This window comes from Luteibacter sp. HAY1-4A (assembly GCF_056755355.1).
This window is the reverse complement of record NZ_JBNDHZ010000081.1, coordinates 1-10,641: the sequence shown is the minus strand read 5'-3', so window position 1 is coordinate 10,641 and position 10,641 is coordinate 1. Positions and strand designations below refer to the sequence as shown.

The 10,641-nt window shown below is 63.6% G+C and carries 22 protein-coding genes and 1 pseudogene; all 23 read right to left on the bottom strand.

All coding sequences use genetic code 11. The features are described 5' to 3' along the window. A pseudogene (locus tag ACPYOD_RS18625) lies at positions 1-106 on the bottom strand (30S ribosomal protein S13); the annotation flags it as partial. Between the two features lie 124 nt (positions 107-230). Next, positions 231-1,553 (bottom strand): preprotein translocase subunit SecY, encoded by a 1,323-nt coding sequence (gene secY, locus ACPYOD_RS18620; protein WP_481303178.1) that lies wholly within the window; start codon positions 1,551-1,553, stop codon positions 231-233. A 4-nt stretch (positions 1,554-1,557) separates the two neighbouring features. Continuing rightward, entirely contained in the window at positions 1,558-1,989 is a 432-nt protein-coding gene (gene rplO / locus ACPYOD_RS18615) for a 50S ribosomal protein L15 (RefSeq protein WP_413624039.1), read from the bottom strand. A gap of 5 nt (positions 1,990-1,994) precedes the next feature. After that, positions 1,995-2,201, bottom strand: a complete 207-nt coding sequence (gene rpmD, locus ACPYOD_RS18610) for a 50S ribosomal protein L30 (RefSeq protein ID WP_427459638.1) — start codon at positions 2,199-2,201, stop codon at positions 1,995-1,997. Next, the gene (rpsE, locus tag ACPYOD_RS18605; RefSeq protein WP_072322784.1) at positions 2,194-2,703 is read right to left on the bottom strand and encodes a 30S ribosomal protein S5; all 510 of its coding nucleotides are present in this window, start codon (positions 2,701-2,703) and stop codon (positions 2,194-2,196) included. The genes rpmD and rpsE overlap by 8 nt, the downstream gene beginning before the upstream one ends. Before the next feature lie 121 nt (positions 2,704-2,824). Continuing rightward, a complete protein-coding gene (gene rplR / locus ACPYOD_RS18600) occupies positions 2,825-3,175 on the bottom strand; it encodes a 50S ribosomal protein L18 (RefSeq protein ID WP_029213880.1) in 351 nt (116 codons plus the stop codon). A gap of 30 nt (positions 3,176-3,205) precedes the next feature. Further along, on the bottom strand, positions 3,206-3,733 hold the full coding sequence (gene rplF, locus ACPYOD_RS18595) for a 50S ribosomal protein L6 (protein WP_481303177.1): 528 nt from the start codon (positions 3,731-3,733) through the stop codon (positions 3,206-3,208). A gap of 11 nt (positions 3,734-3,744) precedes the next feature. After that, positions 3,745-4,140 carry a 30S ribosomal protein S8 gene (gene rpsH, locus ACPYOD_RS18590; RefSeq protein ID WP_481303176.1) on the bottom strand — a complete coding sequence of 132 codons (396 nt, stop codon included), beginning with the start codon at positions 4,138-4,140 and terminating at the stop codon, positions 3,745-3,747. A gap of 128 nt (positions 4,141-4,268) precedes the next feature. Further along, positions 4,269-4,574 carry a 30S ribosomal protein S14 gene (rpsN, locus tag ACPYOD_RS18585; RefSeq protein WP_167022102.1) on the bottom strand — a complete coding sequence of 102 codons (306 nt, stop codon included), beginning with the start codon at positions 4,572-4,574 and terminating at the stop codon, positions 4,269-4,271. A gap of 10 nt (positions 4,575-4,584) precedes the next feature. Then, positions 4,585-5,124: a 50S ribosomal protein L5 gene (gene rplE / locus ACPYOD_RS18580; RefSeq protein ID WP_331543534.1), complete on the bottom strand. Its 540-nt coding sequence runs from the start codon at positions 5,122-5,124 to the stop codon at positions 4,585-4,587. A gap of 12 nt (positions 5,125-5,136) precedes the next feature. Continuing rightward, positions 5,137-5,448 carry a 50S ribosomal protein L24 gene (gene rplX, locus ACPYOD_RS18575; protein ID WP_090054986.1) on the bottom strand — a complete coding sequence of 104 codons (312 nt, stop codon included), beginning with the start codon at positions 5,446-5,448 and terminating at the stop codon, positions 5,137-5,139. A gap of 14 nt (positions 5,449-5,462) precedes the next feature. After that, positions 5,463-5,831 (bottom strand): 50S ribosomal protein L14, encoded by a 369-nt coding sequence (gene rplN / locus ACPYOD_RS18570; RefSeq protein ID WP_072322777.1) that lies wholly within the window; start codon positions 5,829-5,831, stop codon positions 5,463-5,465. Positions 5,832-5,842: 11 nt separating this feature from the next. After that, a complete protein-coding gene (rpsQ, locus tag ACPYOD_RS18565; RefSeq protein ID WP_166699374.1) occupies positions 5,843-6,103 on the bottom strand; it encodes a 30S ribosomal protein S17 in 261 nt (86 codons plus the stop codon). Between the two features lie 12 nt (positions 6,104-6,115). Beyond that, positions 6,116-6,301, bottom strand: a complete 186-nt coding sequence (gene rpmC / locus ACPYOD_RS18560; protein WP_166699375.1) for a 50S ribosomal protein L29 — start codon at positions 6,299-6,301, stop codon at positions 6,116-6,118. Then, on the bottom strand, positions 6,301-6,714 hold the full coding sequence (gene rplP / locus ACPYOD_RS18555) for a 50S ribosomal protein L16 (protein ID WP_167022096.1): 414 nt from the start codon (positions 6,712-6,714) through the stop codon (positions 6,301-6,303). Before rplP ends, rpmC begins: the two co-directional genes overlap by 1 nt. A gap of 11 nt (positions 6,715-6,725) precedes the next feature. Next, on the bottom strand, positions 6,726-7,460 hold the full coding sequence (gene rpsC, locus ACPYOD_RS18550; RefSeq protein ID WP_166699377.1) for a 30S ribosomal protein S3: 735 nt from the start codon (positions 7,458-7,460) through the stop codon (positions 6,726-6,728). A 15-nt stretch (positions 7,461-7,475) separates the two neighbouring features. Continuing rightward, positions 7,476-7,811: a 50S ribosomal protein L22 gene (gene rplV, locus ACPYOD_RS18545; RefSeq protein ID WP_029213891.1), complete on the bottom strand. Its 336-nt coding sequence runs from the start codon at positions 7,809-7,811 to the stop codon at positions 7,476-7,478. Next, entirely contained in the window at positions 7,811-8,083 is a 273-nt protein-coding gene (gene rpsS / locus ACPYOD_RS18540; RefSeq protein WP_029213892.1) for a 30S ribosomal protein S19, read from the bottom strand. Before rpsS ends, rplV begins: the two co-directional genes overlap by 1 nt. A 12-nt stretch (positions 8,084-8,095) precedes the next feature. Further along, entirely contained in the window at positions 8,096-8,917 is an 822-nt protein-coding gene (gene rplB, locus ACPYOD_RS18535) for a 50S ribosomal protein L2 (RefSeq protein WP_072322773.1), read from the bottom strand. 18 nt (positions 8,918-8,935) lie between these two features. Next, positions 8,936-9,229 carry a 50S ribosomal protein L23 gene (gene rplW, locus ACPYOD_RS18530; RefSeq protein WP_046967254.1) on the bottom strand — a complete coding sequence of 98 codons (294 nt, stop codon included), beginning with the start codon at positions 9,227-9,229 and terminating at the stop codon, positions 8,936-8,938. Beyond that, on the bottom strand, positions 9,226-9,828 hold the full coding sequence (gene rplD, locus ACPYOD_RS18525; RefSeq protein ID WP_481303175.1) for a 50S ribosomal protein L4: 603 nt from the start codon (positions 9,826-9,828) through the stop codon (positions 9,226-9,228). The genes rplW and rplD overlap by 4 nt, the downstream gene beginning before the upstream one ends. 11 nt (positions 9,829-9,839) lie before the next feature. Next, positions 9,840-10,481 (bottom strand): 50S ribosomal protein L3, encoded by a 642-nt coding sequence (gene rplC, locus ACPYOD_RS18520; RefSeq protein WP_481303174.1) that lies wholly within the window; start codon positions 10,479-10,481, stop codon positions 9,840-9,842. Between the two features lie 20 nt (positions 10,482-10,501). Beyond that, on the bottom strand, positions 10,502-10,641 hold a 140-nt coding region (locus ACPYOD_RS18515; protein ID WP_481303179.1), incomplete at its 5' end, for a 30S ribosomal protein S10.

The following is a 10,641-nucleotide window of genomic DNA, read 5'->3' as shown; positions in this document are numbered from 1 at the left end:
CGACGCAGACCTTCTTGGCCCGCGACCGGCCGATTCCGTAAATGCTCTGCAGACCGACCCAGACATGCTTCTGGACCGGCAAATTGACACCCGCGATGCGCGCCATGATGTACTGTCTCCGATGCGTTTCGTGCGCGGTAAACGCGCAATTCTAACCGTAATTAACCTAAACGGGAAGTCCTGCGGCGCCAGGCACCGCGGCCTCCCCTACTTGGGGTCTCCACCGCGTCTCAGCTGCGGCGGAGATTCGACTTCTTGAGCAGACTCTCGTACTGGTGGCTGACAAGATGGGCCTGGACCTGAGCCGTGAAGTCCATCACCACCACCACCACGATCAGCAGCGAAGTGCCGCCGAAATAGAACGGGACGTGCCAGGCGTTCTGCATGAACGTGGGCACCAGGCAGACCAGGACGATGTAAACCGCGCCAACACCGGTAAGCCGGGTCATGACGCCATCGATGTAGTCCGCCGTGGCACGACCCGGGCGGATACCCGGAATCAACGCGCCCGAACGCTTGAGGTTATCGGCCGTTTCCTGCGAGTTGAACACGATCGCCGTATAGAAGAAGGCGAACCCGATCACCAGCACCGCGAACACGATGTCGTGGACCGGCTCACCCGGGCTCAGCGCCGTGGTCAGCCACTGCAGCCAGCGGGACTGGTGGGCGGAGCCGAACCAGGTCGCCGCGGTTGCGGGGAAGAGCAGCAGACTGGTCGCGAAGATCGGCGGAATGACGCCCGCCATGTTGATCTTCAGCGGCAGGTGCGAGGTCTGGCGCTGGAACTGGCGCTGGCTGCCCTGCTTCGCGTAGTTCACGGTAATGCGCCGCTGGGCGCGTTCCATGAACACCACGAATGCCGTAACCGCCAGGATCACCACCAGAACCATCAGCAGCTTCAGGACCGACAGCTCGCCGTTGTTCGCCATGCTCAGCGTGTGGACGATGGCAGCCGGCAGGCCGGCCACGATGCCCGCGAAGATGAGCATCGAGATACCGTTGCCGATACCCCGCTCGGTGATCTGCTCGCCCAGCCACATCAGGAACATCGTGCCGGCGGTGAGGCCGACGACCGATGCCAGGACGAAGCCGGCACCCGGCATGTAGACCACCGGCGCGCCGCCCGCGGCAACCTGCTTCTGCAGGGCCACGGCGATGCCGAAGGCCTGGAACGCCGCCAGCCCGACCGTACCGAAACGCGTGTACGTGGTCATCTTGCGACGACCCGCCTCGCCTTCCTTGCGCAGAGCCTGGAGCGACGGAATCACCGAGCCCATCATCTGCACCACGATCGACGCCGAAATGTACGGCACCACACCGAGAGCGAACACCGAGAAGCGGGACAGCGAGCCACCCGAGAACATGTTGACCATGTTCAGCAGACCGCCACCGCCCTCGACCAGACTCGTCATCGCCTCGGGGTTCACGCCCGGAACGGGAATGAACGAACCGAGGCGGAAGACGATCAGCGCACCAATAAGGAAAAAGATGCGCTGACGCAGTTCCGTCAGTTTGCCCAGCGAGCCGAGCGTTGTGCCCTGCGCTGCAGCCACCTGATTACTCCACGCTGCCGCCGGCGGCTTCGATAGCCGCCTTGGCGCCGGCCGTCGCAAGCACGCCCTGGAGCTTCACGGCGCGATTGATCTCGCCCTTCAGCACCACCTTGATCTTCTTGGCGCGGCTGGTCACGAGACCGGCGGCGTGCAGAGCGATCGGGTCGATCGTGTCGGCCTGGATCGAAGCCAGCTGATAGAGCATGACCTGCTCCGTGTCGGCCTTCTTCAGCGAGCGGAAGCCCACCTTCGGCAGGCGACGCTGCAGCGGCATCTGGCCGCCTTCGAAACCGACGCGGTGCGTGTTACCGGCACGAGCGTGCTGACCCTTGTGGCCACGGCCGGCGGTCTTGCCGAGGCCGGAGCCGATACCGCGAGCGACGCGGGTACGGGTCTTGCGGGCGCCCTTGCCGGGCTTGATGTCGTTAAGACGCATGATGCTTACTCCTCGACCCGGACCAGGTAGTAGACCGTGTTGATGAGGCCACGGACCTGGGGGCTATCCTTCAGTTCGCGCACATCGTTGAGCTTGTTCAGGCCGAGGGCCTTGACGCTCAGACGATGACGACCCTGTACGCCGCGCAGGCCCTTGACCAGGCGCACGCGCACGGTGCCGGCGGCGGCAGCGGTTTCGTTCTTCTTAGCCATTGCCCAGCACCTCTTCGATCGTCTTGCCACGCTTGGCGGCGATGCGCTTCGGCGAGGCGACGGCCTGCAGACCCTTGATCGTCGCGCGGACGAGGTTGATCGGGTTGCGCGAGCCGACGGCCTTCGCAAGCACGTTCTTCACGCCGACCACTTCGAGCACGGCGCGCATGGCACCGCCGGCGATCACGCCGGTACCCTCGGAAGCGGGCTGCATGAAGACGCGAGCCGCACCGTGGTTGGCCTTGATGGCGTACCACAGCGTGCCGTTGTTCAGTTCGATGCTCACCATGTTGCGACGGGCGCGTTCCATGGCCTTGGAAATGGCGACCGGCACTTCACGGGCCTTGCCATAACCGAAACCGACGCGACCCTCGCCGTCGCCGACCACGGTCAGCGCGGTGAAGCTCATCTGGCGGCCACCCTTGACGGTCTTGGCCACGCGGTTGACGGCGATCAGCTTTTCAAGCATGCCGTCCGAATTTTCGCGATCTGTCGAGGACATCTCTTTTCTCTATCGGCCCGGAAAATCCGGGACTTCTGTTTACGGCTCGGTCGCCGCTTGGAGTTGTAGTTACATCGGGCGGCACCGGCCCCGAGGGGCCGATACCGTGGCCTGACGCCTCTTAGAACTTGAGGCCGGCCTCACGCGCCGCGTCGGCAAGAGCCTTGATGCGACCGTGATAACGGAAACCCGAGCGGTCGAACGCGACGGCCTCGATACCGGCGGCCTTGGCGCGCTCGGCAACGATGCGGCCCACCGTGGTGGCGGCCTCGACGTTCTTCTTGCTCTTGAGGCCTTCGGCTACCGACTTCTGCACGGTCGAGGCGGCTGCCACGACGGTGCCATTCGGCGCGAAGACCTGGGCGTAGATGTGCTGACCGGTGCGGTGCACGCTCAGGCGGGCGACGGCGAGCTCACGGATGTGGGCACGGGTCGACTTGGCGCGGCGCAGGCGGGATTCGTTCTTGTTCATCGTCTTGTCTCCAGGAAGCGGATAGGCCGATTAGGCCTTCTTGGCTTCCTTCAGGATGATCGTCTCGCCCGCATAGCGGACGCCCTTGCCCTTGTAGGGCTCCGGCGAACGGAACGCGCGGATCTTGGCTGCCACCTGGCCCACCAGCTGCTTGTCGGCGCCCTTGACGAGGACTTCCGTCTGCGTCGGCACTTCGATGGTGATGCCTTCCGGCGCTTCGAACACGACCGGGTGCGAATAACCCAGCGACAGGTTGATGGACTTGCCGGTGAGCTGGGCGCGGTAACCCACGCCGACGAGCTCGAGCTTCTTCTCGAAGCCGTTGGCAACGCCATGAACCATGTTGGCGACGATGGCGCGGGCGGTACCGCCGAACTTGTCGTCTGCACCTTCGGCCAGGACGATGTTCGCCACGCCGTTTTCCTGCTGGAACGAAACGCCCGGCAGTTCATGGGTGGTCAGGGTGCCCTTCGGGCCCTTGACGGTGACGGTGCCGTTGGCGACCGAGAGTTCGACGCCCTTCGGGAGGGTGATGGGCTTCTTGGCTACACGTGACATGTCGGGACTCCTTACGCCACCTGGCCGATGACTTCGCCGCCCAGACCCTTCGCACGGGCCTGCGCGTCGGTCAGGAGACCGGCGGAAGTCGAGATGATCGAGATACCCAGGCCACCGAGGACCTTCGGCAGCTCGTCCTTGCCGCGATAGACGCGGAGACCGGAACGGCTGACACGGGAAATGGACTCGATGGCCGGACGGCCTTCGAAATACTTCAGCTTGATCTCGAGGACCGGCTTGCCCGCTTCGTCAGCGGTACGGGCGTCGAGGATATAGCCTTCGTTCTGCAGAAGCTTGGCAAGCGCCAGCTTCATCTTCGACGACGGCATACGGACAACCGGCTTGCCAGAGGCCTGGCCATTACGGATGCGCGTAAACAGATCGGCGATGGGATCAGTCATGCTCATAAGAAAAACCCTTGAGAGTGCACCGATATCCGAATTACCGGAAATCTTGAATTGTAAAGCCGACAATCGTCGGTCTGCATTGCGCAGACCGACGACTATAACAGCTTGACCCGCCGTTGGCGAGTTTTTTACCAGCTAGCCTTGCGCAGGCCCGGCACGTCGCCACGCATGGTGGCTTCGCGGAGCTTGTTGCGGCCCAGGCCGAACTTGCTGTAGACGCCACGCGGGCGGCCGGTCAGGGCGCAGCGGTTACGCTGGCGCGCCGGGCTGGCATCGCGCGGAAGCTTCTGCAGCTTGGTCTGGGCTTCCATCTTCTCGTCGTACGAGGCGGTGGCGCTCAGGACGATCGCCTTCAGTTCGGCGCGCTTGGCGGCGTACTTCTTGACGAGCTTGGAGCGCTTGAGGTCGCGCTCGATCATCGAGGTCTTGGCCATGTTCTACCTATCAGTTGCGGAACGGGAAGCTGAAGGCTTCCAGCAGCGCCTTGGCTTCTTCGTCGGTCTTGGCGGTGGTGGTAATGGAGATATCCATGCCACGCAGCGCGTCGACCTGATCGAAGTCGATTTCCGGGAAGATGATCTGTTCCTTGATGCCGAAGTTGTAGTTACCACGGCCATCGAAGGCACGGCCCGAGACACCACGGAAGTCGCGCGTACGCGGCAGCGAGATGTTGATCAGGCGGTCCAGGAATTCCCACATCTGGGCACGACGAAGCGTGACCTTGCAACCGATCGGCCAACCGTCGCGGATCTTGAACGAGGCGACCGACACGCGGGCCTTGGTCGTGATCGGCTTCTGGCCGGCGATCTTGGTCATGTCGGCGACCGCGTTCTCGAGGATCTTCTTGTTACCGGCGGCTTCGCCGACGCCCATGTTGAGCGTGATCTTCGTGATGCGCGGGACTTCCATGACGTTCTGGTAACCGAAGCGCTCAGTGAGCTTCTGCATTACCGACTCTTTGTAAAACGTTTCAAGGCGGGTCATGACTTCGGTTCCTTACGCGTCGACCACTTCGCCCGAACGGAACACGCGCACCTTGCGCCCGTCCTCGAGCGTCTTGGTGCCCACGCGCTCGCCCTTGTTCGTGGCGGAGTTGAAGAGCTGGACATTGGAAATGTGGATCGAGGCCTCACGCTCGACGATCCCGCCCGGCTGGTTGGCCTGGGGGTTCGGCTTGGTGTGGCGCTTGACCAGGTTCACGTTCGAGACGACCACGCGGTCGCCATCGACGCGCAGCACGTCACCGCGCTGGCCCTTGTTCTTGCCGGTGATGACGACGACGTTATCACCCTTGCGGATACGGTTCATGGTCTGGCCTCCGCTCAGAGCACTTCGGGCGCGAGCGAGACGATCTTCATGAACTTCTCGCTGCGCAGCTCGCGGGTAACCGGCCCGAAGATTCGGGTGCCGATCGGCTCGAGCTTGTTGTTGAGGAGCACGGCCGCGTTACCGTCGAAACGGATCAGCGAACCGTCGGCGCGGCGCACACCCTTGGCGGTACGAACCACCACGGCGTTGTACACCTCACCCTTCTTGACCTTGCCACGGGGAATCGCGTCCTTGACGGTCACCTTGATGACATCGCCGACGCTGGCATAACGGCGCTTGGAGCCGCCCAGCACCTTGATGCACATCAGTTCCTTCGCGCCGCTGTTGTCCGCCGCGGAAAGCGTGCTTTGCATCTGAATCATCGCAGCTCTCCTTAAACTTCAGCGCGCGTGACGATTTCGACCACGCGGTGATGCTTGGTCTTCGACAGCGGACGGCATTCCGCGATACGCACCACGTCGCCCTCGTTCGCACCGGTTTCATCGTGTGCGTGGAGCTTCGTGGAGCGGCGGATGATCTTGCCGAGCAGCGGATGCTGCACCTGACGCTCGATCAGCACCGTGACGGTATTGGCCATCTTGTTGCTGATGACGCGGCCTTCGAGGGTACGCGCCGTTTTCTGGTTATCGCTCATATCAGCCGTCCCTTACTTCTTCGCGCCGAGCACGAACTTCGTGCGGGCGATGTCGCGCCGAACGCGGCGCAGCTGGTGCGGCTGGGTGAGCTGGCCGGAGCCCTTCTGCATGCGCAGATTGAACTGCTCCTTGCGAAGGTCCAGCAGATGCTGATTCAGCTCTTCCGCCGACTTGTTCTTGATTTCTTTGATGGCCATCACATCACCGCCCTGGACACGAACTGGGTCTGGACCGAGAGCTTGGCAGCGGCCAGGCGCATGGCCTCGCGTGCGGTTGCCTCGTCGACACCTTCGATTTCATAAAGCATGCGGCCCGGCTGGATCAGAGCCACCCAGAATTCGACGCCACCCTTACCTGCACCCATTCGGACTTCGATGGGCTTGCGGGTGATCGGCTTGTCCGGGAACACGCGGATCCAGAGCTTGCCGCCACGCTTCACGTAGCGCGTGATGCAACGACGGGCCGCTTCGATCTGACGCGCGGTCAGCTGACCGTGCGTCGTCGCCTTGAGGCCGTACTCGCCAAAGCTCACGAGATTGGAGTTGAATGCCAGGCCGTCGTTGCGGCCCTTATGCATCTTGCGGAACTTGGTACGCTTCGGTTGCAACATGGCAACGCTCCTTACTTGGCAGAGCGCTCGCCGCGCTCACGGCGGTTTTCACCACCCTCGCGACGCGACGACTGCTGAGGCTGCTGTTCTTCCTTCGACTCGGCCGTGGCGGCCGCCAGATCGAAGATCTCGCCCTTGTAGACCCACACCTTGACACCGATGATGCCGTACTGGGTCTTGGCCTCGGCGGTGCCGTAGTCGATGTCCGCACGCAGGGTGTGCAGCGGAACGCGACCTTCGCGGGCCCACTCGGAGCGCGCGATCTCGGCGCCGTTCAGACGGCCGGAGACGTTGATCTTGATGCCGAGGGCGCCGAGACGCATCGCATTGCCGACCGAGCGCTTCATGGCGCGGCGGAACATGATGCGACGCTCGAGCTGCTGGGCGATCGATTCAGCGACGAGCTGGGCGTCGAGTTCCGGCTTGCGGACTTCACTGACGTTGATGTGCGTCGGAACGCCCATCATGTCGGTGACTTCCTTGCGCAGCTTCTCGATGTCCTCACCCTTCTTGCCGATCACCACGCCCGGACGGGCGGTGTGGATCGTCACGCGGGCGGTCTTGGCCGGGCGCTCGATCTGGATCTTCGAGATACCGGCGGCGGCGAGCTTCTTGCGCAGCATCTCGCGGACCTTGAGGTCGGCAGCGAGGTACTGGGCGTACTCACCCTTGTTGGCGTACCACTTCGAGTTCCAGTCCTTGGCAATGCCGAGGCGGATACCGGTGGGATGAACTTTATGACCCATCGTTTCTTACCCCAGTCAGTTGCCGACAACCACAGTGATGTGGCTGGTGCGCTTCAGGATGCGCGAGCCGCGGCCTTTGGCGCGGGCGTACATACGCTTCATCGCCGGACCTTCGTCGACGAAGATGCGGGCCACCTTGAGCTCGTCGACGTCGGCACCGAGGTTGTTCTCGGCGTTGGCGACGGCGGAGAGCAGCACCTTGCGAACAAGGTGAGCGGCCTTCTTGTTGGTAAAGGCGAGCACGTCGCTGGCTCGGCCCACGGGCATACCGCGGACCAGGTCAGCCACCAGGCGTGCCTTCTGCGCCGAGATGCGGGCGCTGCGCAGGATCGCTTTGGCTTCGGTGCTCATCACTTGCCCTTCTTGTCGCCGGCGTGGCCCTTGTACGTGCGGGTCACCGCGAACTCGCCGAGCTTGTGCCCGACCATGTTCTCGTTGATCAACACAGGCACGTGCTGGCGGCCGTTGTGGATGGCGATGGTCAGACCGACCATCTCCGGCAGGATCATCGAGCGACGCGACCAGGTCTTGATCGGACGCTTGTTGTTGGCGGAAACGGCGGCTTCCACCTTCTTTACGAGGTGCAGGTCAACGAACGGACCTTTCTTTAGAGAGCGCGGCATGATCGTTTCCTATTACTTGCGACGACGCACGATGAACTGCTGGGTGCGCTTGTTGTTGCGCGTCTTGTAACCCTTGGTCGGCGTGCCCCACGGGCTGACCGGATGACGGCCGCCGGAGGTACGGCCTTCACCACCGCCATGCGGATGGTCGACCGGGTTCATGACCACGCCGCGGACGGTCGGGCGGATGCCCTTCCAGCGCTTGGCGCCGGCCTTGCCGAGCTTGCGCAGGCTGTGCTCGGAGTTGCCGACTTCACCGATGGTGGCGCGGCACTCGACCGGCACGCGGCGCATTTCGCCGGAGCGGAGACGGAGCGTGGCGTAGCCCTGCTCGCGCGCCACCAGCTGGACCGAGGCACCGGCGGAACGCGCGATCTGCGCACCCTTGCCCGGCTTCATCTCGATGCAGTGGATGGTGGAACCGACCGGGATCGAACGAAGCGGCAGGCAGTTGCCCGGCTTGATCGGGGAGTCGGAACCCGACACGAGACGGTCGCCCACCGCCACGCCCTTCGGCGCGATGATGTAGCGGCGCTCGCCGTCGGCGTAGCACAGCAGCGCGATGTGCGCGGTGCGGTTCGGATCGTATTCCAGGCGCTCGACAACGGCGGCAATGCCTTCCTTGTCGCGCTTGAAGTCGATGATGCGGTAAGCCTGCTTGTGACCGCCGCCGCGATGACGCGTGGTGATGCGACCGTAATGGTTGCGACCGCCGGTCTTCGACTGCGATTCGGTCAGGGGCGCGTAGGGTGCGCCCTTGTGCAGACCTTCGGTCCGCACGCTGACTGCGTCGCGGCGGCCCGGGGAGGTCGGCTTGTGAGTGATCAGTGCCATCTCAATTCAACTCCTGGCTCAGGCCTTGGCCGACACGTCGATCGTGTGACCGTCAGCGAGGCGCACGTAGGCCTTACGCTTGCCCTGGCGGTTGCCAGTGCGGAAGCGGAACGACTTGACCTTGCCCTTCGTGTTCACGAGGTTCACGTCCACGACCTTGACGTCGAAGAGGTGTTCCACCGCGGCGCGGACGTCGGCCTTGGTCGCCTCGGGCGCCACGACGAAAACGTACTGGTTGTTCTCAGCAAGGCGAGCCGACTTCTCGGAGATGTGCGGCGCGCGAAGCGTGTTGAGCGTGCGTTCGGTGCTCATGCGAGCCACTCCTCGACCTTCTTGACCGCGTCCACCGTCATGACGACGTAGTCGCTGCCGACCAGGCTGACCGGATTGAGGGCCAGCACGTCGACGACGTGGATGTACGGAATGTTGCGTGCGGACAGGTACAGCGCCTCGGTGGCGTCTTCCGACACCAGCAGCACGCGACCCTTGACTTGCAGCTCGGCCAGCTTGGCGATCATGCCCTTGGTGCTGGGCTTGTCGATCGACAGCTCGGAGACGACCTTCAGGCGATCCTGACGGTTCAGCTCGGCCATGATCGAACGGATCGCGACGCGGTAGGCCTTGCGGTTGACCTTCTGCTCGAAGCTGCGCGGCTTCGCCGCGAACGTCACACCGCCGCCGACGAAGATCGGAGCGCGATAGTCGCCGTGACGGGCGCCGCCGCCCTTCTGCTTCTTGAACTTCTTGGTCGTACCGGACATCTGGCCGCGAGACAGCTGGGCCTTCGTGCCGGCGCGTCCGGCCGCCTGGTAGGCGGTGACGACCTGGTGCACGAGGGCCTTCTTGTACTCGCCGCCGAACACGTCGTCCGACACGGTGAGCGCCTTGGCGCCAATAACGTTGAGTTCCATGGCGTCTCTCCTCAGCCCTTGGTCGTCGGACGAATCACGACGTCACCGCCCGGCGCGCCAGGGACAGCGCCCTTGACTGCGATCAGGTGGCGCGCGGCGTCGACCGTGACAACTTCGAGACCCTGCTGGGTGCGGTTCACCGCGCCCATGTGGCCCGACATCTTCTTGCCAGGGAACACGCGGCCCGGCGTCTGGCGCTGGCCGATCGAGCCCGGGGCGCGATGCGACAGCGAGTTACCGTGCGTGGCGTCGCCCATCTTGAAGTGGTGACGCTTGATGGTGCCCTGGAAACCCTTACCCTTCGACACGCCGGAAACGTCGACCGTCTGACCGACGGTGAAGACGTCGCTCGCCGAGATCTCGGTGCCGATCGCGTACTTGCCTGCGTCTTCCGCGCTCACGCGGAACTCCCACAGACCGCGGCCCGGCTCGACCTTGGCGTTGGCGTAATGGCCCTTCAGCGGAGCCGTCAGGAGCGAGGCGCGCTTCGCGCCCGTCGTGACCTGCACGGCGCTGTAGCCGTCGTTTTCTTCGGTCTTCACCTGCGTCACGCGATTCGGGGTCGCTTCAATCAGCGTCACCGGAATCGAACGGCCGTCTTCGGTGAAGAGCCGGCTCATGCCGCACTTGCGGCCAACCAGTCCGATACTCATCTTCGTATCCTTTAGTCCACTCAACCGAGCTTGATCTGCACGTCGACGCCGGCGGCGAGATCGAGCTTCATGAGCGCGTCCACGGTCTTGTCGTTGGGGTCGATGATGTCCAGAACGCGCTTGTGCGTACGGGTCTCGTACTGGTCGCGGGCATCTTTGT